General features: G+C 69.2%; 22 protein-coding genes and 2 pseudogenes. 14 read left to right on the top strand and 10 right to left on the bottom strand.

Features of this window, described 5'->3' with window-relative positions; all coding sequences use genetic code 11:
- Positions 1-12 precede the first annotated feature (12 nt).
- Both ACVHNB_RS19445 and ACVHNB_RS19450 read right to left on the bottom strand, forming a co-directional pair.
- The gene (locus tag ACVHNB_RS19445) at positions 13-882 is read right to left on the bottom strand and encodes a nucleic acid/nucleotide deaminase domain-containing protein (protein WP_428949858.1); all 870 of its coding nucleotides are present in this window, start codon (positions 880-882) and stop codon (positions 13-15) included.
- Between the two features lie 241 nt (positions 883-1,123).
- Complete coding sequence (locus tag ACVHNB_RS19450; protein WP_428949857.1) at positions 1,124-1,642, bottom strand: hypothetical protein; 519 nt, start codon at positions 1,640-1,642, stop codon at positions 1,124-1,126.
- Positions 1,643-2,102: 460 nt separating this feature from the next.
- Here ACVHNB_RS19450 and ACVHNB_RS19455 point away from each other — a divergent pair, with 460 nt between their 5' ends.
- From ACVHNB_RS19455 to ACVHNB_RS19465, 3 genes are all read left to right on the top strand, one after another.
- The gene (locus ACVHNB_RS19455; protein WP_428949856.1) at positions 2,103-3,080 is read left to right on the top strand and encodes a phage baseplate protein; all 978 of its coding nucleotides are present in this window, start codon (positions 2,103-2,105) and stop codon (positions 3,078-3,080) included.
- A gap of 90 nt (positions 3,081-3,170) precedes the next feature.
- Complete coding sequence (locus ACVHNB_RS19460) at positions 3,171-4,169, top strand: sigma-70 family RNA polymerase sigma factor (protein WP_456228748.1); 999 nt, start codon at positions 3,171-3,173, stop codon at positions 4,167-4,169.
- A gap of 114 nt (positions 4,170-4,283) precedes the next feature.
- Entirely contained in the window at positions 4,284-5,480 is a 1,197-nt protein-coding gene (locus ACVHNB_RS19465; protein ID WP_456228749.1) for an NAD(P)/FAD-dependent oxidoreductase, read from the top strand.
- 255 nt (positions 5,481-5,735) lie between these two features.
- On the opposite strand, the gene ACVHNB_RS19470 is transcribed toward ACVHNB_RS19465, so the two are convergent.
- On the bottom strand, positions 5,736-7,376 hold the full coding sequence (locus ACVHNB_RS19470) for a GMC oxidoreductase (RefSeq protein ID WP_428949853.1): 1,641 nt from the start codon (positions 7,374-7,376) through the stop codon (positions 5,736-5,738).
- Between the two features lie 407 nt (positions 7,377-7,783).
- Between ACVHNB_RS19470 and ACVHNB_RS19475 the strand changes: the two genes are divergently transcribed.
- The 7 genes from ACVHNB_RS19475 (at position 7,784) to ACVHNB_RS19505 (ending at position 14,443) form a co-directional block, all read left to right on the top strand.
- The gene (locus tag ACVHNB_RS19475) at positions 7,784-8,776 is read left to right on the top strand and encodes an extracellular catalytic domain type 1 short-chain-length polyhydroxyalkanoate depolymerase (RefSeq protein ID WP_456228750.1); all 993 of its coding nucleotides are present in this window, start codon (positions 7,784-7,786) and stop codon (positions 8,774-8,776) included.
- A gap of 459 nt (positions 8,777-9,235) precedes the next feature.
- Entirely contained in the window at positions 9,236-9,637 is a 402-nt protein-coding gene (locus ACVHNB_RS19480; RefSeq protein ID WP_456228751.1) for a hypothetical protein, read from the top strand.
- 351 nt (positions 9,638-9,988) lie between these two features.
- Positions 9,989-10,378: a hypothetical protein gene (locus ACVHNB_RS19485; protein WP_456228752.1), complete on the top strand. Its 390-nt coding sequence runs from the start codon at positions 9,989-9,991 to the stop codon at positions 10,376-10,378.
- Positions 10,379-10,661: 283 nt separating this feature from the next.
- On the top strand, positions 10,662-11,672 hold the full coding sequence (locus ACVHNB_RS19490; protein ID WP_456228753.1) for an SPFH domain-containing protein: 1,011 nt from the start codon (positions 10,662-10,664) through the stop codon (positions 11,670-11,672).
- On the top strand, positions 11,669-12,568 hold the full coding sequence (locus ACVHNB_RS19495; protein WP_428949848.1) for an NAD(+)/NADH kinase: 900 nt from the start codon (positions 11,669-11,671) through the stop codon (positions 12,566-12,568). The genes ACVHNB_RS19490 and ACVHNB_RS19495 overlap by 4 nt, the downstream gene beginning before the upstream one ends.
- Before the next feature lie 198 nt (positions 12,569-12,766).
- Positions 12,767-13,891 (top strand): NADH:flavin oxidoreductase, encoded by a 1,125-nt coding sequence (locus ACVHNB_RS19500; RefSeq protein ID WP_428949847.1) that lies wholly within the window; start codon positions 12,767-12,769, stop codon positions 13,889-13,891.
- 261 nt (positions 13,892-14,152) lie between these two features.
- Positions 14,153-14,443: a hypothetical protein gene (locus ACVHNB_RS19505; RefSeq protein WP_428949846.1), complete on the top strand. Its 291-nt coding sequence runs from the start codon at positions 14,153-14,155 to the stop codon at positions 14,441-14,443.
- 180 nt (positions 14,444-14,623) lie between these two features.
- Here ACVHNB_RS19505 and ACVHNB_RS19510 read toward each other — a convergent pair whose 3' ends face one another.
- From ACVHNB_RS19510 to ACVHNB_RS19520, 3 genes are all read right to left on the bottom strand, one after another.
- Positions 14,624-15,034 carry a hypothetical protein gene (locus tag ACVHNB_RS19510; protein WP_428949845.1) on the bottom strand — a complete coding sequence of 137 codons (411 nt, stop codon included), beginning with the start codon at positions 15,032-15,034 and terminating at the stop codon, positions 14,624-14,626.
- A 250-nt stretch (positions 15,035-15,284) separates the two neighbouring features.
- The gene (locus ACVHNB_RS19515; RefSeq protein WP_456228754.1) at positions 15,285-15,947 is read right to left on the bottom strand and encodes a VanZ family protein; all 663 of its coding nucleotides are present in this window, start codon (positions 15,945-15,947) and stop codon (positions 15,285-15,287) included.
- An 87-nt stretch (positions 15,948-16,034) separates the two neighbouring features.
- The gene (locus ACVHNB_RS19520) at positions 16,035-16,607 is read right to left on the bottom strand and encodes a hypothetical protein (protein WP_456228755.1); all 573 of its coding nucleotides are present in this window, start codon (positions 16,605-16,607) and stop codon (positions 16,035-16,037) included.
- A 60-nt stretch (positions 16,608-16,667) separates the two neighbouring features.
- On the opposite strand from ACVHNB_RS19520, the gene ACVHNB_RS19525 reads away from it, so the two are divergent.
- The 3 genes and pseudogenes from ACVHNB_RS19525 to ACVHNB_RS19535 form a co-directional block, all read left to right on the top strand.
- Positions 16,668-16,889 carry a DUF7489 domain-containing protein gene (locus tag ACVHNB_RS19525; protein WP_456228756.1) on the top strand — a complete coding sequence of 74 codons (222 nt, stop codon included), beginning with the start codon at positions 16,668-16,670 and terminating at the stop codon, positions 16,887-16,889.
- Positions 16,890-16,965: 76 nt separating this feature from the next.
- Positions 16,966-18,393 (top strand): serine hydrolase domain-containing protein, encoded by a 1,428-nt coding sequence (locus tag ACVHNB_RS19530; protein WP_428949841.1) that lies wholly within the window; start codon positions 16,966-16,968, stop codon positions 18,391-18,393.
- Positions 18,394-18,596: 203 nt separating this feature from the next.
- Positions 18,597-18,851 (top strand): annotated as a pseudogene (locus ACVHNB_RS19535) (DNA mismatch repair protein MutT); the annotation flags it as partial.
- A 64-nt stretch (positions 18,852-18,915) separates the two neighbouring features.
- Here the strand turns inward: ACVHNB_RS19535 and ACVHNB_RS19540 are convergent.
- Positions 18,916-19,296: a hypothetical protein gene (locus tag ACVHNB_RS19540; protein WP_428949840.1), complete on the bottom strand. Its 381-nt coding sequence runs from the start codon at positions 19,294-19,296 to the stop codon at positions 18,916-18,918.
- 170 nt (positions 19,297-19,466) lie between these two features.
- On the opposite strand from ACVHNB_RS19540, the pseudogene ACVHNB_RS19545 reads away from it, so the two are divergent.
- A pseudogene (locus ACVHNB_RS19545) lies at positions 19,467-19,807 on the top strand (oxygenase MpaB family protein); the annotation flags it as partial.
- A 190-nt stretch (positions 19,808-19,997) separates the two neighbouring features.
- On the opposite strand, the gene ACVHNB_RS19550 reads toward ACVHNB_RS19545, so the two are convergent.
- The 3 genes from ACVHNB_RS19550 to ACVHNB_RS19560 all read right to left on the bottom strand — a co-directional run bounded on the left by ACVHNB_RS19550 (position 19,998) and on the right by ACVHNB_RS19560 (position 26,883).
- Positions 19,998-22,529 (bottom strand): ABC transporter permease, encoded by a 2,532-nt coding sequence (locus ACVHNB_RS19550; RefSeq protein ID WP_456228757.1) that lies wholly within the window; start codon positions 22,527-22,529, stop codon positions 19,998-20,000.
- Complete coding sequence (locus tag ACVHNB_RS19555) at positions 22,526-23,323, bottom strand: ABC transporter ATP-binding protein (protein WP_428949838.1); 798 nt, start codon at positions 23,321-23,323, stop codon at positions 22,526-22,528. Before ACVHNB_RS19555 ends, ACVHNB_RS19550 begins: the two co-directional genes overlap by 4 nt.
- A gap of 512 nt (positions 23,324-23,835) precedes the next feature.
- Positions 23,836-26,883 carry a hypothetical protein gene (locus ACVHNB_RS19560; RefSeq protein WP_456228758.1) on the bottom strand — a complete coding sequence of 1,016 codons (3,048 nt, stop codon included), beginning with the start codon at positions 26,881-26,883 and terminating at the stop codon, positions 23,836-23,838.
- Positions 26,884-26,898 lie beyond the last annotated feature (15 nt).

Genomic DNA, 26,898 nt, shown 5'->3' on the forward strand with positions numbered 1-26,898 from the left:
CCGGGCGGCGCATCACTGCTGGGCCTGCTGCGCGGCGTGCGTGATGAGTTCCTTGAGGCCTTCCTCGCGTGACTCCGCGGTGTCGCCGTAGTCGAAGCTGTGTGTGAACTCGGCGTGCGGGAGCACGACTTGGAGCCAGGCGGCGCAGTAGTGACCCGGCATCATGCACGGCTGGAGTTCGCAGTAGACGCGGCGGACCTGCTCGGGCTCCACCCCGGCGGAGGAGAGCTGCTGCCACAGCTGCTCCTCGGGGTGCATGCGGCCAGGGCCGGTCTGGGCGGTGACGATCTGCTTCGTGCCGTCCTTGCCGACGTACTCGAAAGCCGACGAGAACGGGAAGTTGAGGGTGTGACGGACGTCGTCGAGCACCCGCGGCCACCAGTTCTCCCGATCGGCGACGGCCTCCGGGTCGACCTGCCGGATCTCCTGGACCAGCGCGGTGAACGCCTCGGCGGCGGACTGGAGCCCGTCTGATGCGGCAATCACCGGGAGGGCGCGATCCAGGACGGCCGCACAGTGCGTGAAGGCGGCGATGTCCGAGTTGACGAACAGCGCGGCCTCGTCACGGCCGAGGAAGAGGGCCTGCACCGAGCCGTCGGTACGGACACACAAGCTCGCCAGGCGGTCGGTGCCGATGCGCACCCACTCCGCCCAGTCGCCCTGGAGAGCGACGCCGCGGTGACCGGTGTACATCCCGAGGGTGGGTCCGTCGGTGTCGTCCGCCGCGATGAAGTACGGGCCGACGTGCAGCGGCACACCGACCTGCGCGAGATGGGTACGGGCCGAGGCCGGCACGGTTCCGTACGAGGCGGGCACGCTGATACGGCGCAGCCCCTGGGGGCCGAACTGTGCGACGGCGGGATCCGAGGGGAGCTCGGGCATTACAGACCTCTCGCGCTGGCGGACTTACCGGCTCCACCCTATGTGCAGGGAAGGTTCGGCCGGGCAGGGGCTGCGAGGAACCCGAGTCGGGACCGCGACGGGCTCTCCCCGGACGGGGCTCACGGCCGAAGCATGCTCAGGAAGCAGCTGACGGTGGGCCTTCGCCCTCGGCTGCGGAACCGCTGAAGGTTTGCTGAACCCGGGGCGCGGCACTCTTGACGGCGCTGATGTGAGGAGCCGTTCAGTCTGTTCGGTGGCGGCCCTTGAAGAAGACGGCGCGTGCGGCGCGTATCCGTTCGGCCTGCCGGTCCGGATCCAGCGCGCGATCGAGCGCGGTGGCCAGGTCGTCGGACGCGGCGAGGGTCCCCGCGCCGTTCGGCGCGGTCCGCCACATGTACCGGTGGTGCCGCTGCACGCCGGTGATGGCGTCCGCGAGCGGGGACGGGACGGTCAGTGTGTCGCCCGCACTCAGGATCGTGGCTCCCGACTGCCGGCGGCGGGTGCCCCAGGCCTCGGCCGTGCCGGGCTCGGCCAGCACGTAGATCCAGGGCTTGGGGCGCGCGTGCTCTTCGAGGACGGGGATGCGGCTTCGGTCCCGGGCGAGCTCCCAGAGGAGCGTGAGGCCCAGCATCTGGGGCAGACGCAGCGCGTCGAATCTCCGGCCCAGGGGGATCTCGGCGAGGTGCGGGGGTTGTTCCCACTGGGTGTAGGCCGCGTCGGGCGTGGGGTGGCAGGACGCCAACCAGTGTTCACCGTCCATGAGTTGACCCTAGAGCCTCACTCTCTGTGCGTCAGCCGGATCGGTCGATCTCCGCTCGAACAGGCAGAAACAGTGCGATAGCGCATGTTCGGTACGCAGAAGCCACTGAGCGGGGTCACGGCCCGGTGACTCCTGCGTACTTCTTCCAGTGCTGGCTGACAATTGGATGCGGGCGTGACGCCCTTCGTCGCGGTCGGTCCTGGGCGCTGCGGCGTGCTGCTTCAGCAAGGGGGATTCTCGTCAGGGCGTGTGTCACGGCGTGGGTCTCGCGGACGTGGTTGTGGGTGTCGCCGCGCTCACCGCCGGCGGGCCGGAGCGGCTTCGGGCGACTCCACTTCGTGCTCGGCCGAGCGGCGATCCGACGCTCAACTGCGCGCTGGGGCACGGCACTCCGTCCTCCCTCCTGCGGCGGATAGCATCACGTGTCCCTTTCCTTCACTCCATGCCTCTGGAGTCCCTCATGAACCGCAACCCTGGCCCTTCTCTCTCCCGGCGCGGCCTCATACGCACCGGCGCCGGCGTCTCCCTCGCCGCGCTCGGGCTCGGTGCCGGCGCGCAGACCGCCTCCGCCGCCGTGGCCGCCACCAAGCGGTTCGATCTCACGCAGCCGTCGTACGACCTGTTCCGGTCCAAGGACCTGCACGGTCCGCGGGTCCAGCAGAGCTTCGCCTTCGACTGGGTGAACAAGTTCCTGTTCGTGGCGACCAAGCGGGACGGAAGCGCCGAGTCCGCCGGTGACCTGTGCATCAACAAGATGGACTTCGACGGGAACTACATCTCGTACATGCACCTCAACGGCTTCGGCCACGGGGTCGCCTTCGCCGCGCTGCCGGATGGCTCCGGCACCGAGCTGTGGATCGAGTGCGCCACGAACACCGGCGGGTTCGGCACCGCGCTCGCCCCCATCCGCTACACCGCCGACACCACGCTGAACTCGCCGGCCGCATCGGCCGCCTTCCGGCCGATCTCCGGGGCCAGCGAGTACACCTGCTCCGTCGACCCGGTCTACGAGCGCGTGATCGTCCGATACCACACCAGCGCCGGCAAGCGGATCGCCGTGTATCCGCTCTCCGCCTTCCAGGCACGCACCTTCGGCACACCGCTCGTCGACTTCAAGCAGCCGACGATCTCCGGCACTGCGCAGGGCTACACGCTCTACGGCTCGTACATGTACTACCTGACGGGTGACGCCTACCCCGGCGACGGGACCCCCACTGGCGACGGCAACACGTACGTCACCAGCGTCGACATCAACACGGGCGCCGTGAAGCAGGGCCCCGTCCTCACCAAGGCAGGCTCCACCCTCCACCACCGTGAGCCCGAGGGCCTGGCGGTCTACCGCACCGACGCCGGCGAGGCCCGCCTTTTCATCGGCTTCGCCACCGGCCTGGAGGGCGACCGCCGCTCCAGCATCTTCTACAAGAACGCCCTGGTCTGAGCCATGCCCGCCCGGCGGTGGCTCGCGGCCCTGATGGCCCCTGCCGGTGTGGCCGTGAAAGCGAGCACCCCGACGGTTAGGATCCGGGGCATGGCCCTGACCCTGAGTGACGTGGACCGGTTCGAGGCGGCCAGGCCGCGTCTCGAGGCCATCGCCTACCGCATGCTCGGCTCGGCGAGCGAGGCGGAGGACGCGGCACAGGAGACCTATCTGCGCTGGCAGGCCGCCGATGTCGAGCGCATCGAAGTGCCCGAGGCCTGGCTGACCAAGGTGCTCACCAACCTGTGCCTCAACCAGCTCACTTCGGCCCGTGCGCGCCGCGAGACCTACGTCGGCCAGTGGCTGCCCGAGCCGCTGCTCGAAGGCGACCCGATGCTGGGCCCGGCGGAGACGGCCGAGCAGCGTGACTCGGTGTCGTACGCCGTGCTGGTCCTGCTCGAGCGCCTCTCGCCCAACGAGCGCGCGGTGTACGTGCTGCGCGAGGCGTTTGCGTACTCCCACCGGGAGATCGCCGACATCCTGGACCTCAGCGAGGCGGCCAGCCAGCAGATCCTCCATCGCGCGAAGAAGCATGTGGCGGAGGGCAGAGCGCGGGCGGCATCCGGAGGGGGTGCTGCTGGTGGAGCGGCTTCCGGCGGGGCACGGGCCGACATCGACGAGGCGGCTGTGCGCCGTGTCGTCGAGGAGTTCCTCGCTGCGGCGACCAGCGGCGAGACGCAGCCGCTGATCAGGCTGCTGACCTCGGACGCCATCGCGGTCGGCGACGGCGGCGGAAAGGTGCCGGCCCGGGCCAGCGCCTTCGAGGGCGCACTTGCCGTGGCGAAGTTCCTGCGCGGGATGTTCAAGCCTGCCAAGGCCAAGCGGGATCTGGTCGGCGGTTCGCCCGACCTCTACGCCACCACCGCCAACGGCGGCCCCGCGATCGTCGCGGTGGTCGACGGCCGGGTCTTCGGCGTCATGTGCCTGGAGCAGACGCGGGAGGGCATCGTCGCGATCCGCAGCCAGGTCAACCCGGACAAGCTGGAGCGCGCGACGGAGCGCTGGGCGGCGGGCGATTTCGGTGCTCCGGTCCTGACCGAGGCCCTCTGATCCACCTTGTGGCGCAGGTCACACTCCTCTCCTGTCAGGAATCAGCGGGCTACCCGGTTCAAGGGGCGTGACCGGGCCAGAAGGCGCCGGAACCGCGCAGACAGGAGCAGGAACATGCAGCACCGCATCATCGTCCTCGGCGCCGGCTACTCCGGAGCGATCGCGGCCGGCCGGCTCGCCAAGCGGCTCCGCCGCGAGGACGTCGCCATCACCCTCGTCAACGCCGAACCCGACTTCGTCGAGCGGGTCCGGATGCACCAGCTGGCCGTGGGCCAGGACCTGAAGCCGCGCCCGCTGCGCGAGATGTTCGCGGGCACGGGAGTCGAGCTGAAGCTCGCGAAGGTCACGTCGATCGACGTGGACCGCAAGACGGTCGCCGTCGACAGCGCCGACGGCTCGGCACAGCTGCCGTACGACACCCTCGTCTACGCCCTCGGCAGCGGCGGGAACGACAACGGTGTCCCGGGCGTCGCCGAGCACGCCCATGAGATCGCGAGTCGCCCCGGCGCGCTCCGGCTGCGCGAGCGCCTGGCCGGTCTCACCGAGGGCGAGACGGTCCTCGTCGTGGGCGGTGGCCTGACCGGCCTGGAGTTCGCCACGGAGGTGGCCGAGATCCGCCCGGACCTCGACATCGCGCTCGCCGCGCGCGGCGACCTCGGCGACTGGCTCTCCCCGAAGGGCCGCGCGCACCTGCGCAAGGTCACCGACGGGCTCGGTATCACCGTGCACGAGAACGCCGAGGTGACCGCGGTCGAGGCGGACCGGGTCACGACCGCGGACGGCAGGACCGTCCCGGCCGCCGTCACCGTCTGGACCACGGGCTTCGCGGTCCACCCACTGGCCGAAGCCACCAGCCTGGAACTGGCGGACACCGGCCGGATCGTGGTCGACGAGACGATGCGCTCGGTCTCCCACCCGGACGTGTACGCGATCGGCGACTCCGGCCACGCTCTGGGCGCAGGCGACAAGCCCCTGCGCATGTCCTGCGCCTCGGGCACTCCCATGGCCTGGCAGGCCGCCGACTCCATCGCGGCCCGTCTGACCGGAGGCAAGCTGCCGAACGCCCCGCTGCGCTACTTCAACCAGTGCATCTCGCTCGGCCGCAAGGAGGGCTTGATCCAGTTCGTCACCGCCGACGACCGTTCCGTGGACCGCGCTCTGACCGGCCGCTTCGCGGCGCGCTACAAGGAGTTGGTCTGCAAGGGTGCGGCCTGGGGTGTCGCCAACCCGACGATGGGCATTCCGGTGCGTCGCCGGCGTGTGGTGGCCGACCGGGCCGCGTCGGAGGGGACGGCACGCGTGGCGGCTTGAGGAGAGCCTGTTCGCTGCGCCGAGAACCGCTGTCCGAAGAGGTGTCTGACCTGGGAGACGATGACTCGCGTGGCGCCGCCGAAAGCTCCCGCCGGGCGGGAAGCGGCGGTGCGCGATCACTCGTACGGGGAAGCAGGTGGCGACACTGGGAACGGTGCGGGCTGGGGCTGTTCTCGTCCTTGTCGGTGCTGAGGTGTGCTGCGTGCGTTCGTGGCCACGAACATCAAGTGCTGAGGAACTGAACAGGACGCGGTGTCACAGGTCGGTCGCGATGATCCTCTCGATGTTGCGTTCGGCGAGCGCGGTGATGGTGACGAACGGGTTCACGGTCGTGTTGCCGGGGATGAGGGCACCGTCGATGACGTACAGGCCGTTGTAGCCCTGCAGGCGGCCGTAGTTGTCCGTGGCCTTGTCGAGGACCGCACCGCCCAGGGGGTGGTAGGTGAGATGGTCGCCCCAGATCTTGTTGGATCCGAAGAGATCGGACCGGTAGATCGTCCCCTCCTTCTTGTTGATCTTGTCGAAGATGCTCTTCGCCATGTTGATGGAGTCCTGTTTCCAGGCGGTCTGCCAGGACAGGTCGACCTTGCCCGTCGAGGCGTTGTACGAGAACTCGGCGCGATGCGTGTTCTTCGTGATGGACAGGTAGAAGGACGCGAAGGTCTCGATGCCGGTCGGCAGCGGGGCGACCTCGGCGAACGCGCCTCCGGCGTCCCAGTTGTCGATGCCGGAGCAGGGGATGGTCGACTGGACGTCACCGGTGGGGTCCCACAGGTGGTTGGCCCGGCCGCACATGACGTTGCCGTTGTCGCCCCAGCCCTTTCCGACCTCGTTGTTGAGGTTCGGCAGCGCGCCGGTGGACTTGAGCTTCACCAGCAGCTTGCTGGTGCCGACACTGCCGGCGGCGAAGAACACCTTCCCCGACGTCACCGTCTTGGTGGCCACGGTGTCGCCCGCGGTGTTGAGCTGTCTGATGGTGACCGTGTAGCCGCCGCTCGAAGCCGGTTGGACCGAGGTGACCTCGTGCAGCGGTGAAATCGTCACCTTGCCCGTCGCCTTGGCCTGGGCGAGGTACGTCTTGGCCAGTGTCTTCTTGCCGTAGTTGTTGCCGTAGAGGATTTCCTGAGCGAGTGCCGACTTGGGCACGGTGCCGTTGTCCTCGGCGACCATGTAGTTCCAGTCGTACACGTCGGGGACGAACGTCCAGGCGAAGCCGGAGCGTTGGGCGTGCTTACGCCCCACGCGCGAGTACTGGTAGTACGAGGTCCGCTCGAACCAGGCCGGGTCGATCAGGCCGACGCCGAGCCCGGAGTTGGCCCGCGGGTAGTACGTGTTGTACATCTCGTCCGCGTTGACCGTGGGCAGGACCCCGGCGAAGTTCTGGCGCTTGGGCGTGACGGCCATGCCGCCGTTGACGAGGGAGCCGCCTCCCACGCCGCGCCCTTGGTAGACGGTGATCCCCGCGAAGTCCTCCGCGTCCAGGATGCCCGCGTACTTCGGCACGTTCTTGTCGATCGGGAAGCCGAGGAAGTTGCTGAGCGGCGCCTTCGTCTTGGTGCGCATCCAGAACGACCGGTAGTCGGGGCTGGTGACCTTCGGATGGATCAAGCCGTCGGGACCGGGCGTGACCCAGTCCTGCCCCAGCTCCACCATGTGGACGTCGATGCCCGCCTGGGCGAGACGCAGCGCCGCCACCGCACCGCCGTAGCCGGTGCCGATGACGAGGACCGGAACGTTGGCTCCGCTGGGGATGTCCGCGGCGGCCATCGGGCGCGCGTACGCCGCGGAGCTCTGCCCGATCAACGCGGAGGCTCCGATTATGGAACCCGTTCCAACGATGAGTCTTCGACGTGATATCCCGTCAGGTCTGTTCTTGGGCTGGCCATTTGTCGTCATGTGATCTCCCTCACGTTCGGACGAACGGGAACGAGTTCTACTGCCAAGTGCTAGGGAAGTCACGGCATACGGACAAGTAACTTCTGTCCGATCTTGTTACAGGGAGAGCCGCTCTGAGCTGTATTACCGGATGGATGATCAACGCCGTAAACGTCCCTGTCTGGGCCCTGCGGATGCGCGATGGCATCTCTGGCCCGTCGATGCAGGGGCATCGAGCCCGATGTGGTTCCCCTGACTGATGTCTCAGTCCGCGGCCTGTCCGCGGGGGATCGGTGGAGGCCGCCGTCCGACGGCAAGGTGAGGCGTCACAGGATCCGGCGGCCGCCGTTGGGCGCGTGCCCCTGGCTGGTGACAGAGCCGGGGACTCAGGATGTGCGGCATCTGATCACATCCACGGGAGGCCTGTGATGGGAGAGAGGTTCCGGCGTGCGCTGGTCGTCGCGGCGGCGATGGGAATGGCGCTGCCACTCCTGACGGACACGTCGTTCGCTGCCGCGGGACATGACGAGCGCGGCGTCTACGCCAATGCCGCGGGGAGGGTGGAGTACGAGGTACACCTGCCGCCCGGCTACCGGCCGGACAAGAAGCTGCCGGTGGTGGTGGCGCTGCACGGCTGCGGTATGACCGGCTTCGGCGGCAACTCGATGAAGGATATGACTCGGTTCAACCAGGTGGCCGACACCAAGGAGTTCATCGTCGTCTATCCGTCGCAGGACCCGCTGCGCAATCTGGGGCGCTGCTGGAACGCGATTCAGCCGAGGCACCAGCACCGGGGCAGCGGTGAGCCCTCCTTGATCGCGGGCGCCACCCAGGCGGTGGTGGAGCGCTACCGCGCCGACGCCCAGCGCGTTCACGTGGTCGGAGCCTCCTCGGGCGCCGGTCTCTCGGTCGTCATGGCGGTGACCTACCCGGACGTGTACGCGTCGGCGGCCTCGCTGGCCGGTGGGGAGTACGCCTTCGACAAGGTCAAGCCCGACCCGGACAAGGTCAGCCCGGTGGACACCGCGAAGCTGGCTCATGCCGAGATGGGTTCGCGTGCCCGGCAGGTGCCGATGCTCATCGAACAGGGCGACGCCGACTCGACAGTGCCGCCGTGGATGGCCAATCGCCTGGCATCGCAGTGGGCCGCCGTCGACGACCTGGCTCCCGACGGCAGGCTCGACGGGGATGTGGACGACATGCCCGAGACCACCGAGCGGGTGGATGCGCCGGGGGAGCGCCCCTACACCCGCACTCGGTACACGGCGCGCGGCGGAGGTCAACCGCTGATCGAGAAGTACGACGTGGAGGGGCTGGAGCACAAGTGGCCCGGCGGCGGCACCGGCCCGTTCGCGGACCCGCTGGGCCCGAACATGAGCTCCCTCATGTGGGAGTTCTTCGCCCAGCAGCACTTGCCCTGACGGAAGCAAGGAGGTCCTGCCCCGACTGCCATGATCAGCGGTCCTGTGTGGTGTGCGCGCCGGCACCGAGGGCACCTGCTCATCTACAGGACCGCTACGGGACCGCGCTGTGCTGCTCAACTAGTGTGACGCAGAGCCAATGCGCCCGGTGCGAGGCGCTGCATGCTGCCTGCGCTGGCGGCGTGCTCGTACTGAACAACTGTGGAACGACCTCCGATGCGAAGGGCGCCGTCAGATGCTTCAGCACCTCACGATTCCGCGCGGGCCGATCCATCTCGCCGCCGGGCACTGCCCTATCCCGAACGCGGGGTTGCGCCTTCACAGAGCTCGGCTTCAGCTGACTTGCGCCCTCCGAGCCGTCTGCACATAGCAACAGCAACCCTGTCGACAAAGCCTGTACCACGCGCTGGCCGCAGCGGATGCGCTCACGGGTGAGCGCCGCTGCTAGGTTCTTTCGCCATGCGATCACGCGAGTACGACCTTGACTTCAGGGACAGGAATGGGCGGATACGTGCCTGGGGCGTCGGCTTGCTGGTGGTGGCAGCGCTGCAATGGGCATGGTGTGCCCTGTTGCTGCTCACGCCGTACGAGGTCGACAGGGAGCCCGACGACCACTATCCGGCGGAGTGCGAATCGCGGCTGCTGACCGAACGCGGTACGGCCAACAATGGTCTGCAGCGCGGGGATTGGTGTCAGAACGAGCGCGACTGGCCTGAGGCCCTCGGTGTGTTGGGGCTGTCCGTGCCGGTGTCGATTGCTGGTGTCGCGCTCTTCGTCAGCGGCAGTGTGAGTCTGCGGATGAGTGCTCATGCCGAGGCGATGCGTGAACTCGACAAGATTGCTGACAGACGGCAGGCGTAGGGGGCGAGCGGCTCCGACCGGATTCTGCGGCGGTGAGGGCGCGGGGGAGTTGGGCGCGAACGAGGGCACGCCAGGGGCCAGTCCGCCGGTCCGGGTCTGTCGGTTCGGGTCTGTCGCCGAATGCGCGTGGGTTGCACCGGGCGGGGGACATGTACACGTTGAGTACCGCGAACCAGCGATGTTCCCCGCGCGACCGTCACCGACTTCATGAAGCCGATCGAGGACGTGGATTCTGACTTGCCGTGGGCGACTGACCTGCGAGGCGTGGTGTCCCGTGGGCTGGCCGCCTTCCCTCTTGGGGGTGATCTCTGGTGCCCGGGTCGCGCACACCCCGGTTGGTTGATCATGAAGATGATCCGAACCGCTGCCGCCGTCGCCGCCGTGATGTGCGCGAGCGTCATCACGACCGCGTCCCCGGCCGCAGCTGACAGCAGCGCTTGTACCCACCACTTCTCCGGGCCTCAGGTCTGCATCCGGCTCGTCGGGCACAACGGAGGCAACAGTGAGACGGGCTTCTGGTCGAACCCGCCCAAGTCTGTGAAGAGCCGCGGGGTCTACCTGCCCCTCAACGGTCACAACTACGGCAGCCCGTCCACGGCCAAGCGCGTCGGCAAGACGATCTCCTACACCTGGTCGAGTTTCGCCATGGACACCGACACCAAGGTCTGCGTCCGCTTCAAGGGCATCAACCGCATTGCCTGCCAGACCACCAAGTACAAGGGTGTGCCCGGTCCGGTCTGAGGTGTGACGCGTGAGGGTGGCCGTGGGCCCGAAGTCCAGGGCGGCCACCAAGGACGAGCAAGCCGGAAGCGGTAGACGGGCGGCTCCCCGAGTCTGGGCAGCCGCCTGATCCTTGAGGTCAGCAAAACGGCTGGCCGCCTCCCTGCCTGTCGGTCGGGGTGCGACCGGACGGGCTCTCGCCGCTGTCCTGAGGTGCCTTGCTGACTGACCCTGTTTTCTCGTCCCCTTGACGACAAGCATCTCTCTATTTAGAGTCCTAATGACTCAAATCAAGGGGGTTCTCATGGCCGACATCACCAAGCGCTTCGGCTGGCGCCATCTGCGGACGGCGCCCACGTCCCACGTACGGCACCACCGTTCAGGCAGGCTCGCCCACGACGGCTCGGGGCTGAGCTTCTGGTTCCGGCCCCTCACGGCCGCGCTGTCGGAAGTGCCGGTGGACGACCGGGAACTGGCGATGACCTTCCACGCTCGTACCGCCGATTTCCAGGATGTCGCCGTGCAGGCCACGGTCACGTACCGGATCGCGGATCCGGCTGTCGCGGCCGAGCGGCTCGACTTCTCCGTCGACCCCGACACGGGCGTGTGGCGCGGCGCCCCGCTGGAGCAGCTCGCCACCCTCCTGACCGAGAGCGCCCAGCAGCACGCCCTTGAAGTGCTCGCCCGCACCCCGCTGGCCGCGGCCCTCGCCGACGGTGTGCCCGCGGTGCGCGAGCGCATCACCCAGGGCCTGGGCGAGGAGCCGCGACTGCCCGCCACCGGCATCGAGATCGTCGCCGTCCGCGTGATGGCGGTGCGCCCTGAACCGGAGGTGGAGCGCGCACTGCGCACCCCGGCCCGGGAGCTCATCCAGCAGGAGGCGGACCGCGCCACGTACGAGCGGCGCGCGGTCGCCGTGGAGCGTGAGCGCACCATCGCCGAGAACGAACTGGCCAGCCAGATCGAACTGGCCCGGCGCGAGGAGCAGTTGGTCGAGCAGCGCGGGGCCAACAGCCGGCGCGAGGCGGAGGAGAAGGCGGCCGCCGACGCGGTACGGGTCGGCGCGGAGGCCGACCGGGCCGTCCGGCTCGCCCGGGCGGAGGCGGAGGGCGCCCGCGAGGTCGGCGAGGCCCGAGCTCAGGCGCAGGCGGCCTGGCTGCGGGTGCACGGCGACGTCGACGTGGCGACCCTGCACGCCCTGACCGGCACCCGTCTCGCCGAGAACCTGCCCCGCATCGACAGCGTGACCGTCTCCCCGGACGTGCTGACCGGGCTGCTCGCGCGGCTCGGCGCGCACCAGGAGCCGGGGGCATGACCCTCGCGCCCCGCGCCGTCATCGTTCACCGCACCACGGAGTACGAGGAGCTGGTCGCCCGGCACGGCACCCACGGGCAGGCTGCCTTCTTCCTCTCCTCACGCGGTCGGTCCATCGACGAGGTCGTCGAACGGCACCATCGGGCGCGACAAGCGCTCGCGCAGGTGTCGGCCGCGGTCCCGCTGAACTGGCGGCGCGCGCAGGTGGAGCGGGCGGATCTGGACCGGTTCCTGTTCGGCCCCGAGGACGCCGTGGTGGTGGTCGGACAGGACGGGCTCGTGGCCAACACCGCGCAGTACGTCGGGGCCCAGCCGGTACTCGGAGTCGACACCGATCCCGGCCGCAACCCGGGCGTCCTGGTGCGCCATCGCCCGGACGACGTGGCCCGACTGCTGCCCGCAGCCTTCACCCCGACGACCGGTGCGGACGAGCTGACGATGGTCGAGGCCGTCACCGACGACACCCAGCGCCTGGTGGCACTCAACGAGATCTACGTCGGTGCGGCCGGCCACCGCACCGCCCGCTACCGCCTGGGCCTCGACGGTGACAGGGGTACCGTCGAGGCCCAGGCCTCCTCCGGAGTGCTGATCGGCACGGGGACGGGCGCGACCGGCTGGCTGCGCTCGGTGTGGCAGGAGCGTGCCACGCAGCTACGGCTGCCGGAGCCGACGGACGACCGGCTCGCCTGGTTCGTACGGGAGGCGTGGCCGTCACCCGTCACGGGGACGCACCTGAACGCGGGCGAACTCACGGCCGACGCACGACTGTCGGTGACCGTGGAATCCGAGCGGCTCGTCGCTTTCGGGGACGGCATGGAGAGCGACGCGATCGAGCTGACCTGGGGCCAGACGATCCGGCTCGGCCTGTGCCCCACGAAACTGCGGCTCATCGGTTGAACGCGCCTGCGTGGTCCAGTGGATCCGTGTCCAGTGGATCCGTGTCCTGTGGGTCCGTGTCCTATGGGTTCGTGCATCTCACCCTGGATGTGCTGTCCAAGGAATGCAGCCGCCGCGCACGCCGTTACTTCAGAGGATGTAAGAATGCATGCTCACATACCAACCGGTTTACCCTGCGAATCCTGAGGAGCCCCCCACGTGACCGGCACCACGCTGACCTCCCGCGCGGCCCAGATACTGGGCCGCCCGATCGCGCTCAACGGCCTCACCGTCCCGAACCGGATCGTGATGGCGCCGATGACGCGCATGTTCTCGCCCGGCGGCGTTCCCGGTGATGACGTGCGCTCCTATTACGCCCGCCGCGCCGCTGCGGGGGTTGGGCTGATCGTCACAGAGGGAACGTATGTCGGCCACGAGTCGGCCGGGCAGAGCGACCGAGTGCCGCGGTTCCACGGTGAGGACCAGCTGGCGGGCTGGGCGAAGATCGCAGAGGACGTCCATGCGGCCGGCGGCACCATCGTGCCGCAGCTGTGGCACATCGGCATGGTGCGCGCCCAGGGCGACGCCCCCTACCCGGAGGCTCCCGCAGTCGGACCGTCCGGCCTGGTCACCGCGGGCGCGGAGCCCACGGGCAAGGCCATGACCCAGAAGGACCTGGACGACGTTGTCGCCGCCTTCGCCCGGGCCGCCGCAGACGCGGAGCGCATCGGCTTCGACGGCGTCGAGCTCCACGGCGCACACGGCTACCTCGTCGACCAGTTCCTGTGGGAGGGCACGAACCGGCGCACCGATGCCTACGGTGGCGATCCGGTCGCACGGACGAAGTTCGCCGCGGAGATCGTTGCAGCGGTCCGCGAGCAGGTCTCCCCGGGCTTCCCGATCCTCTTCCGCTACTCGCAGTGGAAGCAGCAGGACTACACCGCACGGCTCGCCGAGACCCCTGAGGAACTGGAGGCCATCCTCACCCCGCTCGCCGCGGCCGGCGTCGACGTGTTCCATGCCTCCACCCGCCGCTACTGGCTGCCGGAGTTCGAGGACTCGGACCTGAACCTGGCCGGCTGGACGAAGAAGATCACCGGCAAGCAGGTCATCAGCGTCGGCTCCGTCGGCCTCGACGGCGACTTCGTGAACGCGTTCCAGGGCGAGGGCTCTCCCGTCAAGAGCATCGACAACCTCCTCGACCGCCTGGAGGCGGAGGAGTTCGACATGGTTGCCGTCGGCCGCGCGCTGCTCCAGGACCCCGAATGGGCGGCCAAGGTGCTCGCCGACCGCTTCGGCGAGCTGAAGCCGTACGACGCTGCCGCGATCAAGACGCTGAGCTGACCCCACTGGCGTGCGTGGACGGGACGTTCCGAGCCTTTTGCTGATCGGGCGAACCGTCCGCGCTCCGTGGACGCGCGCCGCGCATGCAAAACCCGATGCCTGGGACCGAGCATCCCGCTGCTGTCGGGCGACCTGTCGATGTGGAGGGTGAGCTTTTCGCTCGGGTCCAGTCACGGGGGGTGTGGGCCGAACTCGACTCCGTCGGCAGCCGGTTCCGGTTTGCCGCGGACGCCGAGCCCTGAATTCACGCAAGCTTCGCGGATGGGCCCGACGGTCAGCTGTCGTGATCTTCGGGTGCGGGGGTATCCGATCCGGATGAACCTGTCCAGGAGATCGCGGGATGCCCTGATCGTCATGGCGGTCTACGCCGTAGCCGTGCTCGTCATGCACTACTCGGGTGACGGCGTCAGTTGGCCGATGTCGCTGCTGCTGGGCCTGGTGGTGACGCCGCTGGCGTTCTGGATGGGGTGGCTACGCCGTCGCTTCACCGAGCGTGCGGTGGAAGCCGGGCGGCGTCGATTTCGACCGTGGCCCGAGGAGCGACGGCGCTGAGAGGTGCGCGGCGCGTGCTTACGGGGCGTACACGGTCGCCGTCGCGGCAGCCTCGAACACGGCGTAGAGCGCTGGAGCGCTGAGTCGGCCGCGCCGACGAGGGCGCAGGCCGTCGCGGACGCGGGCGAGACAACGGTCCAGCGCTCTACGCCATGTTCGCGCCCAGCCGGATCCTGCCGGTCAAGCGGCGTTGCTCCTCGCCGAGGCCATCCGGCACCTCGGATCGTGGGTCCTGTCACGTGAGACGAACGCGTCGGAGCAGCAGGCGTTCTGCAGTTCGGCGTCCGGGTCGTGAGGGCTCAGACATCCGGGCCCGTGAACCTCACCGTCGGACACGTTCCACAGTTGGCAGCATGGGAGCCCGTCATCGATCAGCTCGCCCAGGGCGATACGCCGGGCTCTGTCGTGCTGGACGAGGATCCGGCGGTGATCCGCGCGGGATCGCTGAGCGCAGTAGGCGAGCAGTGCTGCGACGTACACGGCGGCGATGGCCCACCACACCCTGGCTGTGGCGGCGAGGTAGGCCCCGGTGGCGCAGGTGAGGACGGCGGCGGCGATGAGGGCGCGGGCAGTACGGATAGCGGGTGTCATGGGGTCCTCTTGCCCGGGTAGTTGGGCGGCATGCTGTGGGGGAGAGCGGCTGTCGTGTCGTTCGTCGGAGGAATGGATCCGGGAGGGCGTAGGCGCCCCTGCGATACTCGACGGCGCGCGCGATGCGGGCCGGGCCAGGTGCAGCGCGGCGATGCGGACGAGGCCGCGACGGCAGTTCGTCATCCTCCCACCGAGCATCGCCGATCTGCCGCGGGTGGTCGCCGTGCGGCGCGGCCCAAGTCTTCGAGAATCAGGGCCGCTTCGTTCGGAGCAACGCGGGGAGCTTCCTGCGGGAGCGCTTCGGAGGGGTGGCATTCTTGGCGTCCGGTGCAGGACGGGGGTTGCTCCTGCGCCAGGCCCACATCCAGCGGCTCCGGTCCTTCTCTGCCGCTGCGGTCGGAGCCGGTTCGGTGCGGCGTGGGTGCCACCAATGGGCGCGGCGCGGATGCAACGCCCGGCCGAGCCTGCGGCCCAGGACGAGGTACCCGAAGAAGGCCCCCGCCGAATTGAGGATCACGTCGTCGATGTCGAAGGCTCGCCCGGCGACCAGCAGCCCCTGTGCGATCTCGACGGTGAGCATGACGAAAGCCGTCATGAGGACCACCCGGACCAAGCCCCGGGTGCGCGGGAAGAGAACCGGCAACAGGAACCCGAACGGAACTCCCAGGAGGATGTTCCCGCCGACCTGCTTGATGGTGTCACGCCAGTCCGGCTGCTCCAGGTAGAGGCGAATGGAACTGCCGGGGTGCAGGTTGTTGTGTGTCAACGGCACTGACGCCGGCGACGGGACGAGCGTGACCTTCGCCAGCGCGACGGCGAACGCCACCATGCAGACGAATCCCAGCGCCATGACGAAGGCGCGCACCAGTCTCCAGCCCCATGTGTGCCGCCGCAGGCGACGTTCGCGTTCCATGCGCCGCCAGATACCCCGGAGTTGGCCTCCCACGCCCTGAACGCCGGGGCAGGGGTTCGACGACATTGAGGAAGACGTACGACCGGGTCACTCGGTCGTACGTCGACTGGATTCCCGTGCTGTGCGCTTCTCTCGGGAGTCCAGGTAGGCGAGGGTGAGGACCAGCAGCGGGGTGATGCAGGCCAGCAGGGCGATGCGGAACGCTCCCGACGTCAGCCCGGCGATCGCGGCGATCACCACGGCGACAAGAACGAAGCGCAGGAACTCCTTCCAGGAAGCGAACCCCCCGGGTGCACTGCGCGATGTGGGCTCGTCGTCCCCGAGCTCGTGCAGCGCGGTGTGAGCAGGATGTCTGTGCCCCTCCGACTGGGCCTGCCGCCAGGCGAAGAACCAGCGCCCCAGGAAGTAGAGCGTGAGAGCGCCCAGCATGAGTCCCCACTCGGCGGGTGTGTCCGGTAGTGATCGGGCAAGAATCATGGCTGGCGGATGCCCGTGGCCGGCAGGAGTAGCCGCCTCCGGAAGTGCAGTTGTGCCGGCTCCGCGCTCGATGGCCAGATGGTGCTGGTGCGAGACAATGGCCTGCTGTACGTGATCGGCCCATTGCCGGCGGCGCAGCGAGGCGCACCACAAATGTTCCGGATCGGGAATGACATATGTCATCTCCAAGAGGGGATCTGAAGCCCTGCACCGGCGACCATGTGGCTTCGTAGAATCTCGAATATGTTCACATCACGCAAAGTAAGGCAGGACGACGCTTGGGAAGGCGCCGTCACCGAGAAGTCCCGGGGCATGCTCGACGGCTCGAACATGTATCACTTCGTCAAGGTGCGCCGTGCGGACGGCGAAAACGTGAAGGTCCGCGTCAGCCGCCGGCTCTGGAAGGCGGTCGCAGTCGGTGACCGGCTCGTCAAAAGGCCGGGATCCGATCCGGTCAAGGAGTGAACTGAAACGCCTGGGCCGAGGCCGGCTGCCCACGGGTAGTCGCACCTGGTCATCCGGGATCTGTTAGAAAGTCGGAATGTCTTTCCAGCGTGCTTTGCTGCCGCGTTCGGCACCGACTGCCTCGGGTATCTCGTCCCGTTCGATCGCCGCGTTGTTGGACCGGCTCGAGGATCGATCCGTCGAGTGCCACTCGATCATGGTCGTGCATCGCGGTCACGTCGTCGCCGAAGGCTGGTGGGACCCGTACTCGGCGGACCGCCCGCACCTCCTCTACTCGCTGACCAAGTCGTTCACGTCGATCGCCGTGGGGCTCGCGATCGCCGACGGGCTTCTCTCGCTGGACGATCGAGTGGTGGACGTGTTGCCGGACCACGTCCCTTCCGACGTCTCGGAGCAGGGAGGCCGCATCACCGTTCACCATCTGCTGTCCATGTCAGCCGGGCATGCCACGGACAGCCTTGCCGAGGCATGGGAGCTGGAACCCGACGACCTGGTGAAGGGTTTCCTGCGTTTGCCGTTCGCCGCGACCGAGGGCACGCGGCACACCTACGACAACTCGACCACCTTCATCCTGGCCCGGATGGTGGAACGGGTCACGGGCTGCGGTCTTCCGGAGTTCCTCGACGCACGCCTGTTCAAGCCGATGGGCGTCGACCACGCCGAATGGGACCGGGTGGCCAGCGGTGCCGCTTTCGGATTCCACGGACTGCACCTCACGACCGAAGCCATCGCCGCCTTCGGGCAACTGCTGCTGAGTGGTGGCCGTTGGGACGAGCAGCAGCTCGTCCCGCGCGCGTGGGTGGAGCTCGCGACCAGACGGCACATCGACTGCGTCTGGGACCTGGACGAGCCGAACCAGGCGGACTTCCGCTGCGGCTACGGCTACCAGTTCTGGATGTCGCGTCACGGGTACCACGGTCACGGCTCCTTCGGGCAGCAGTGCGTGGTGATCCCGTCGCATGATCTCGTGGTCGCCGTGACCGCCCAGGGGGACGCTCAGGAGGTACTCGACTCCATCTGGGAGTGCCTGCTGCCCGGTGTGCAGCATTCGGCAAGCGCCGGGGAAGACGAGATCCTCGCCGATCGGCTGCGGCGGCTGTCGTTGCCGCCGACGCCGGGTTCGGCCGGTCCGGGGCGCTCGGTCAGTGCGAGACTCGACGCCTCCTCCGAGGATTCGGCCCTGCCCGACGGAACGACAGTGACCATCGACCCCACCGACGGCGGATGGCTCGTACGATTCGACTCCCTCCTCGACGTCGAGATCGGCCACGGCGCCTGGCGAGAAAGCTCCCCGCTCGGCCGGCCCGTTGTCGCGGCCGGCGCCTGGCAGGGAAGCACATTCGCCGCCGACCTCTACGTCATCACCACCCCGCACCGGGTTCGCCTCGTCGTCGACACCGAAGCGGGGACCGCAGCGGCGACCTGGAGCACCGTGCCCCTGACCGGCCCCAGCTTGGAGCTGCATGTGCGGTCGCCGCTGATGACACGACCTGACGTTGCGTAGCGAAGGTCACCGGCCGCCGCAGTCCTCCATCCAGCGCGCTGCGGAATGGGTAACTGGTCAAGCGACCGGAGCCCTTGTGCGCCCGCGAGATGACGCTTGGCCTGGAGAAAGGCTGGGCGATACCCAACGTTCCCGGGTGACGCGTCGTTTGCATCCGAAACGATCCGGCAGGCGATGTCAGTGGCTCTTGCCAGGATGGACGGATGCCGGCATCAGACCCCACATCCGTCACCGAAACAGACCGCCTACGGTCTCAACTCCTGGAATCGGTACGGGGCATCGGCCCGTGGGACGACTTGGAGCGCACTCACCTGGAGACCGCTACGGAGTGGATCGCCGGCGGTGCCCCGCTCTACCGCACTCGCAAACCCGACGTGCCGGCACAGCACCTGGTGAGCTACTTCGTCGTCCTCGACGAAACGCACGAGCGGGTGTTGCTCGTCGCGCACCGCAAGGCGGGCCTGTGGCTTCCCCCGGCCGGTCACGTAGAGCCCGGCGAGGACCCGTGGACCACCGTGGTCCTCAGCAGGTCAAGCGACGTTCGGCGCTCTCGTAGGTGGCGAGGTTGGAGTCGACGCCCACGACGGTCTTGTAGGTGTAGGTGCCAGAACCCGTGCAGTTCCAGTACGCCAGCTTGGTGCCGCTCTCCAGCGGGGTCCAGTCCATCTCTTCCCAGCCGTACCAGCGGTGACGCTGCAGGGAAATGGTGGCGTCCGTGCAGCCGCTGCGGGTTTTTCCGGCCTTGCCGATGATTTCACTGATGCCCTTGTAGGGGGCGGAGATGCTGTAGCAGTTCCGGTCCCAGTCTGAGGCGGCGGCCGGAGTGGCCGGCATCAACAACGTGGCCGCGCAGCCCAGTGCGAGAGCGACGGATGACTTTCCGGCGATTCCGAGAGTGCTCATGAGAAACGTTCCTTGTCTGCGAAACATGCGGGATGCAACATACGAAGACACCCCTACACCGGGGCCGAGGCAAGATCAAGTAGGTGCCGCCATCTTGATCGATGTCGTCCGTGCCCTCCACGCCGCCGGCTTGGTCGCCCGCAGGCGCCTTCGTGGTCCACCTTCTCCACATCAGTGCGAGCGCCCGCCACGGTCGGCGAGGTCCGTTGTGTGCCGCGGGCTTCCTGACGGCAGGGCTGTCGCCTCCGACGCCGTCCGCCATCGTGCCCCACCTCCTGGGCGTACTGGAGACGATCGAGGACCGCTCCCCAGTCGGCGCCCGGGCGTTGGACCGTCTCGGCCATCTGGCCAGAGTTCTGGAACTGTCCCCCCTCACGCGTGGACGCGTCACGCACGACGCCATCGCTGAGCAACTCAAGACGGATTTCGGCGTATCCCCCACGATCCCCGCACGCACCGGTGGACCCTACCGGCCGCCACGGTCGACGTCTCAACGGATCGATGTCCGTAACGTAGCCGCATTCCCTCTGACCGAAGCGCGCGCCCGCACCCTTCGACGCCGGACGGCTTCTCGGTTCCCATTCCGATACGCAACGCACGTTTCGTTCCTGTCGGTTGGCCCAGCGCGCGGAGGCCTCTGGTAGCGACAGCTCGCGCACAGTGTTCCGTGGGGCGGTACCCCTGATCCACGTCATGCGCCGCTACTCCCGCAGCCCCGCCGCGTCCTGTGGCCGCCCCCGCAGCACCGCCCCCGCGGCGAGCAGCGTCGTCAGCAGAGTCAGGGCTGCCGCGCCGGCGATCACCGTGATCAGGATCCACGGGGACCCGCCGGGCAGGACCGTGCCGAGGACGCTCATGCTCAACGGAACCAACGTCGCCCCGGCGACCAGGAGGCCGAGCACGATCCCGGCCAGCGCCACCAAGGTCGCCTCGACCGACATCATCTGCAGGATCTGACGGCGGGTGGCCCCGATGAGCCGCTGCAGCATGAACTCCTTGCGCCGTTCGGCCGTCGCCAGGACCTGCGTGTTGATCAGAGCGAGCGTCGCGTAACCGACGACCACACCGAGCACCAGATACGCCATCCAGGCCTGCGTATGGTCCGTGTCGGCCTGAGCGGCTTCCAGCACCTGTGTTCCGGACACCTGGACCCCGGGCTGGAGATCATCCAACTTCGTGAGAGAAGCGATGAGTTGGGTTCGGTCCGTGCCGTCTGCCGCACTCACCACGATCTGCGGGACGAGCCCGCCGTCCGTGTGCCCGATGAGGAGTGACGCCGGGACAAGTGCCGTCTCGTAGCCGCGCCGCCCGTCGATGGTGGCGACCAACTTCAACGTGACCTGGGTGCCGTCGCCGAGGCGCATCGGGACCGGGTCGCCGAGCTTGTGGTCCTTGGCGTACGCGGTGGGGAGTGCCACGGAGTCGCCGCTCAGGGCGGTGAGGCTGCCGCTCGCCGCCCGGTACGCGGTGGTGCGGTCCAGGCCCTGCGGAGTCACCCCCTGCATCGACAGCTCGATCGGCTGCGGGCCGGTGTCCTCACCCTCGCTCGGCCGCATCGGCTCGTCCGGCTCGATGTAGCCGGTCGTCGGGATCTGCGCGGACGCCGCGACCACTCCCGGCTGTTCGCGGATCCTGCCGACGAGGTCGAGGGGGAGACCGCCAGAGGCCGACGTCACCACGACGTCCGCGCGCAGGTTCTCGTCGAACGCCCGCTTGGCGCCGTCGGACTGCGTCGTCTGCATGTAGACCAGGCCGACCGCCAGGCCGCTGGCCAGCATCACCGGCATCACGGCGGATGCCAGCCGCGCCGTGCGCGCCCGCGCGTTGTGCGCGGCGAGCTCACCGGCGAGCCCGAACGCCCTCCCGACGGGACGGCGCAGCACTGCCACGAGGGCTCGTACGACGACGGGTCCCAGGAGACCGAACGCCGCGGCCCACACCATCGCGGCCGGTGTCGCGACCCCCGCCGCGTCAGGGCCGGCCGCACCCGTGGTGCCCCAGGCGAGGGCCGCACCGCCGATGAGGCACAGCAGCCCGACGACCAACCGGAACGCGCTGAACCAGCGCCGGTGCAGCGTCGCTTCGGCCAGCGCCTCGGTCGGCCGGGTGCGCGCCGCGGCCTGCGCCGCGATGTACGCCGAGCCGAGCGCGGTGAGCAGCGCGGTGGCTGCCCCGACGATCACCGGCACGGAGCCTGCCCGGTACGCGATCGAGTCGGGCACGACGCCCGCGTTGGAGAAGGCGTCCAGCAGCCGCCGCCCGAACCAGGGCCCGGGGACGGCCGCGAGACCGGTGGCGATGACGGCGAGGAAGAGGGTCTCGCCGAGGATGAGCCGGCGCAGTTGCCCCGGTGTCGTACCGATCGTGCGCAGCAGCGCCATCTCGCGCTGTCGCTGCTGGACGGAGAGGCCGAGCGTGCTGGCCACCACGAACACCGTGACCATCGCCGACAGACCGCCGAACGCGGCGGCCAACGGGATCAGGTCGCTGCCGTCGGCGATGACGCCCGGATCCTCGGCACGGCCGCCGTCGTCCCCGGTCAGCACGGTGATCGGCGAGCCGTCCACGGCCTTGCGCACAGTGGAGGCGACGTCCTGCACCTTCGCACCAGGGGCCGGGAAGACCCCGATGTTGTCGATCCTTCCGACACGGTCCGCGGCCCGGGCGGCCTCCGTGTCGGCCAGGAACACGGCGCCGTCGTCGTCCGCACCGGCGGCCAGCCCCGAGACCTGGTAGCTCTCCTCGGCGCCGTGGACCAGCAGTCGTATCCGCTCGCCGGTCTTCAGTCCCGTACGGTCCGCGAGCCGTTCCCCGAGGACGATCTGGCTGTCCCCGACGGGTGCCCTGCCTTCGGTGAGGTGGTACGGGGCGAGCTTGGCGGAGGACCAGCCGTGGCCGGTGACCTCGCCGCCCCGGGCGAGAGCCGCCGGGAAGGAGAGGTCCTGGACCGAAGAGCCGACCCCCGGGAGCTTGGCGAGCTTGTCTCCCAACTCGGCGCCCATGTGCAGGCGTTCGGGGAAGACGAGCTCCTCCTGGGTGTACGCGTAGCGCTGATCGCCGGTGACGACGATCGGCGCGGCGGCGAGGCGATGCGGTGGCGCCGCGTTGTGGATGCCGGTCTCGAGAAGACCGCCGGAGCCGATGACGATGACGGCACCGAGGAACAGCGCCACGAACGATGCGATGAAGCCGCCCTTGTGGAAGCGCAGGGTGCGCAGCGCGATACGGATCATCGCTGCACCCCGTACCCGGTCTGCTGGAGCGCGCCACGGTCGTCCCACGTGCCCAGCTTCTGCATCTGCCCCGTCACCTGCTCGACGCTCGGCCGCTCGAGCGCACCGATCAGCCGTCCGTCGGCGAGAAAGACGACCTGGTCCGCGTACGCGGCGGCCACCGGGTCGTGCGTGACCATGACGATGGTCTGGCCCGCTCTGTCGACCGACTGCCGTAAGAGAGTGAGGACTTCGGCCGCGGTGCGCGTGTCCAGGGCGCCGGTCGGCTCGTCCGCGTATATCACCGCAGGCCGTGTGACCAGCGCCCGTGCGATCGCGACCCGCTGCTGCTGGCCACCGGACAGCTCGCCCGGCCGGCTGGCCCGCTTCCCGCTCAGTCCGACCTGCTCGAGGACCTCGTCCACGACTGCTCTGGCGGGCCGAGTGCCGGCCAGGCGCAGGGGCAGCGTCACGTTGTCGACGACGTTCAGCGCGGGCAGCAGGTTGAACGCCTGGAACACGAAGCCGATGCGCTCGCGGCGGAACCTGGTCAAGGACCGCTCACGCAGCGAGGCGAGGTCCACGCCGTCCAGACGCACGGTCCCCGACGTGGGCCGGTCCAGGCCCGCCGCACAATGCAGCAGGGTGGACTTGCCCGATCCGGACGGACCCATGACGGCGGTGAAGGTACCCGCGTCAAGGCAGATGCTGACGTCGTCGAGCGCGGTCACCGGGTTCTTCGCTCCGCCATAGACCCGGCTGACGCAGTCGAGCCGGACAACCGGCTCGGCATGCGGATCCCGGGTTCTGCTCATCGTCGTTGCACCTGAATTCTTCATGACAGCCATGCTGGTCGCGGAGGTGTGACGCCGACAGCGGCGACCGGTTGAACCTGGGGTCCGCCAGTCGGTGGACTCTCGGCCCGGAGGACGTCGGCGGAACTCCTGCTCTTCACCGCCCCGTACTCGCGACGCGAGTACGGGGCGCGGTGTCGGCCCGTACGCTCGCCGAGGTCGAGAACCGGGTGCCCCTGCCGCAGTTCCGGATGCTGGCGGTCCTGTCCTCGCGCGGGGCGACCCAACTGGGCTGCCTGGCAGACCTGTTGGGGGCGCGCCGCCGACCTCGATGCGCATAGGGCGAAGTCGAAGCCGTCGAGCAGGCGGCCGGTCCACGTCCCGGATGGCGCGCGAGGTGCTCGCCGACGAGCCGACGCGAACTCGCTCTCAGGGCGGGGGAGACGCCGAAGTGCACGCCGGCGAGGAGGGGTCGGAGCCCGTCTCAGGCTGAACGCGCCTGCCTCCCATGCCGCCCTAGTTTCCGGACGCCCTCACCTCGAGACCTGCCCCGCCCTCCGCTCGGCGCCGGATGTCTCTTCCGCCGACTCGCCTCTCCGACGGACCGTCACCAGCAGGGCCGACGCGACCGTCACGACCGCGGCCGCGACGGTGAGCGTGCGCGGGACCGTTCCCGGGATGCCCAGGTACTCCGTGAGGCCCAGGATGCGGTGCAGGCCCCACGGCAGCAGCGCCATCTGGTCGTTCCAGGTGCTGAGCGAAGTTTCCGTGCCCACCGCCCAGGCCACCAGAGCACCCACCGAGACAGTGCTGCCCACGGCACCGAGGAGCCAGCCCCAGGCCCGCCGGGCGCTCAGCCGGTAGCCAAGACGAAGGGCCCACCAGGCGGCTGCGCACACCCAGAGGAACAGGGCCCACGCCACCATCACGTACAGGAAGCGGCCCGCTGCCGAGGTCCAGAACCCGAACCAGTAGAAGCCGGGCCCGCGCACGGCGAGCACGCCCAGCAGGAGCAGCGTCCGTAGAAGAGCGGCGCCGCCCACCGCCGCCGCAAGCCGGTACCCATGACGCCCCACCGCGCAACGCAGTACGCCCGCGAAGACCACCCAGGCGCCCATCGTCACCGCCACGTGCACCGGCGCCAGGAACCAGGTCTGCACCGCGCGACTCAGCACGAGGACCAGTCCCGGGAGCATCCACACCACGAGCCGGTCAAGCCGGCCCGGCGGCTCGGGGAGCGTCCGCACCTGCCACGGGCGCAGCGAGGCAGTCAGCAGTGCCCGGACCCCAGCGGCTCCGGGCAGCCTCCTCAACGTCACGGCGGCCACGGCAGTCAGGAGCAGGGCGAGCAGCAGAGCACGCGCCCACCAGGCCATGGCCGGATCGCGGTCCGCCCGCCGCAGACCCCCATCGGCTGCCGTGAAGTTGTAGGCCGGCAGCGCCAGATCGTCGCCGTAGCGCTGCTCGTGGTCCTTTGCCGCTGCCCGGAACCGATGCTCGGCCGCGTGCCATCGCCTGCTCGCGTCGGCCGATCCGGTGTCGAGCCATCTCTGGTGCCACAACACGGCACCGCGGTACTCGCCCAGCACCGTGAGCAGGTTCGTCTGGTAGGCGAGTGCGTCGGCAAACCGTTCGCGCAACTGCGCGTCGCGCCAGGTGCCGGGGTCCGTCCCTGACAGAAGCCGTTGCTGACGGCGCGAGAGCTCCACTGCCCTTTGTGCGTCGGCCAGCGCCTCGGGCATCCGGGTGCGGGTGGCGGCGTAGATGCTGGAAAGGGCGGCGCTGTCACCGGTCGCGATGTCCCACTCGAAGATCCACATCATCGGCGGGGGTTCGAGACCGAGTGCCTTGGCCGAGGTGTCCGCGTACGGACCGATGTACAGCCCCTTGGTGATCGTCGCGCGCGACAGCCCCAGGATCCGGCCGATCGCTGCCACGGTCGCCGGATCGTCCGAGAACGTCCGGCGGATCCACGCCGTACGAGCCTTGGCCACGTCGGTTTCGGGATCCTGCGCCAGGCGGGCGGTCAGATACACGTTCACGTCCCACAACTGCCAGAATCCGGTCCGCAGGTACAGCGAGCGCGGACCGGCGTACAGCGGTCCGCCCGTCTGCGCCCAGGTCCACACGCCCTCGATGTGAGGATTGGCGGACAGAAAGCGTCGCAGCGCCGTCTGTTCCAGCTCCGCCAGGTCATCCGGCAGGGCGCCCTGCCCCTCGAACTCCCGGCGGGCCTGGAACTCCACGATGCGCCGCTGGGAGCCACCTAGCAGCGTCGGGTTGAGCGGCAGATGCGAGTAGAAGTCGCCCTGGGAGTACTTCGTCGACACGATCAGCCGAGGATCGTCCATGCCGTCCAGCACCGCTCTGTACGAGGCAGGGTTGGTGTGCAGATCGCCGACGGCGCCGACGCCCACGCTCCACGTACGGAAGATCACCTCTCGGTCGCCGCCTGCCCGTTCGGCGGCGCCCAGGAGCGACCGCAGCATGGCGCGCACCGATCCGGCCGTCGTCACCTCGATCGCCGAGGTGTAGTCCCAGCCCGGCAGCCGGTACGCGGATCCGCCTTCGCCGGTACGGATCATCACTCCGGACGCGAACGGCATCGCGTGGAACAGTTCCTCGAGCCCGGCCGCGTACACCGACCACAGCTTCGGGTTCTCGGTGTCCAGCCTGCCGAACTCGCGCTCCAGATAGCGGCGAAGAGGCGGTGACAGTGCCAGCATGTCCGTCTGGAAGTAGACCCGCATGCCCGCTTCGTGGGCGTACCGCCACACCGGCGCGAATGCCTTGACCATCGCGCGGGCCCGAGCGACGTGCACGTCGTCCGCCGGGTACACGGACCGCCCGTCGCCGACGCCGGAGAAGGTCACGTACTCGAGGAAGCCGGGTACCACCACGCCGTTGTAGCCGTCTCGCACCGCGTGCCGGACGAGTGTCCGGAACTGCTGCCCGATCCGCCCGACCTCGGCGCCGTCCACCCAGGGGGCCCGCGGCAGCAACGCCCTCCCCACGACATCGGAGTTGAGGGAGTAGTCCTTGCCCCCGACGAACCGGGCGCGATCGGCGTCCAGGCCGACGGCACCGGTGTCGATCAACCGGAGCCCCAACTTCGGCGCCACGACGCGCCCTCGGTCCGCCTGGACGTCCTCGCCGCCGCGGACGCGATCCGCGAACCGATACAGACCCGCCGCGGCACCGGCCGCCGACGCCGCATCCAGGACGTAACCACGCCCGGTACGCCTCAGCCGGTACCGCTCGTCGGACCCGCCACCGGAGAGGCCGCCCACCCGCACGGCCAGCGCGTCGCCGGCGGCCACGTCGTCGCGGCTCGTCCGGATCGCGGGCGCGGCACGACCGCGGGCTGCGAGCGCGTCACCGACCGCCTCGCCGGCGAGCCGCAGTCGGGTACCGGTGACACCGGTGATCGCACGCAGCGTCGGCGCCGCCCGCGGGGTGCGCACCGGCTCCTGCCGGGCCTGTTCCACGGGTACGGCCTTCGCCGTGAACGACAGACCCAGAGCGCCGTCGAGCGCCCACGCCACCATTGCGCCGGACAGCAGAAACACGAGCACTGTCACGACAACGGAAACTCG

The sequence above is a fragment of the Streptomyces sp. YJ-C3 genome, assembly GCF_053891275.1.

Coding starts and splice junctions, on each gene's coding strand:
- ACVHNB_RS19445 (WP_428949858.1), bottom strand. CDS start 882: ATGCCCGAGCTCCCCTCGGATCCCGCCGTCGCACAGTTCGGCCCCCAG.
- ACVHNB_RS19450 (WP_428949857.1), bottom strand. CDS start 1,642: ATGGACGGTGAACACTGGTTGGCGTCCTGCCACCCCACGCCCGACGCG.
- ACVHNB_RS19455 (WP_428949856.1), top strand. CDS start 2,103: ATGAACCGCAACCCTGGCCCTTCTCTCTCCCGGCGCGGCCTCATACGC.
- ACVHNB_RS19460 (WP_456228748.1), top strand. CDS start 3,171: ATGGCCCTGACCCTGAGTGACGTGGACCGGTTCGAGGCGGCCAGGCCG.
- ACVHNB_RS19465 (WP_456228749.1), top strand. CDS start 4,284: ATGCAGCACCGCATCATCGTCCTCGGCGCCGGCTACTCCGGAGCGATC.
- ACVHNB_RS19470 (WP_428949853.1), bottom strand. CDS start 7,376: ATGACGACAAATGGCCAGCCCAAGAACAGACCTGACGGGATATCACGT.
- ACVHNB_RS19475 (WP_456228750.1), top strand. CDS start 7,784: ATGGGAGAGAGGTTCCGGCGTGCGCTGGTCGTCGCGGCGGCGATGGGA.
- ACVHNB_RS19480 (WP_456228751.1), top strand. CDS start 9,236: ATGCGATCACGCGAGTACGACCTTGACTTCAGGGACAGGAATGGGCGG.
- ACVHNB_RS19485 (WP_456228752.1), top strand. CDS start 9,989: ATGATCCGAACCGCTGCCGCCGTCGCCGCCGTGATGTGCGCGAGCGTC.
- ACVHNB_RS19490 (WP_456228753.1), top strand. CDS start 10,662: ATGGCCGACATCACCAAGCGCTTCGGCTGGCGCCATCTGCGGACGGCG.
- ACVHNB_RS19495 (WP_428949848.1), top strand. CDS start 11,669: ATGACCCTCGCGCCCCGCGCCGTCATCGTTCACCGCACCACGGAGTAC.
- ACVHNB_RS19505 (WP_428949846.1), top strand. CDS start 14,153: ATGGGCCCGACGGTCAGCTGTCGTGATCTTCGGGTGCGGGGGTATCCG.
- ACVHNB_RS19510 (WP_428949845.1), bottom strand. CDS start 15,034: ATGACACCCGCTATCCGTACTGCCCGCGCCCTCATCGCCGCCGCCGTC.
- ACVHNB_RS19515 (WP_456228754.1), bottom strand. CDS start 15,947: ATGGAACGCGAACGTCGCCTGCGGCGGCACACATGGGGCTGGAGACTG.
- ACVHNB_RS19520 (WP_456228755.1), bottom strand. CDS start 16,607: ATGACATATGTCATTCCCGATCCGGAACATTTGTGGTGCGCCTCGCTG.
- ACVHNB_RS19525 (WP_456228756.1), top strand. CDS start 16,668: ATGTTCACATCACGCAAAGTAAGGCAGGACGACGCTTGGGAAGGCGCC.
- ACVHNB_RS19530 (WP_428949841.1), top strand. CDS start 16,966: ATGTCTTTCCAGCGTGCTTTGCTGCCGCGTTCGGCACCGACTGCCTCG.
- ACVHNB_RS19540 (WP_428949840.1), bottom strand. CDS start 19,296: ATGAGCACTCTCGGAATCGCCGGAAAGTCATCCGTCGCTCTCGCACTG.
- ACVHNB_RS19550 (WP_456228757.1), bottom strand. CDS start 22,529: ATGATCCGTATCGCGCTGCGCACCCTGCGCTTCCACAAGGGCGGCTTC.
- ACVHNB_RS19555 (WP_428949838.1), bottom strand. CDS start 23,323: ATGAGCAGAACCCGGGATCCGCATGCCGAGCCGGTTGTCCGGCTCGAC.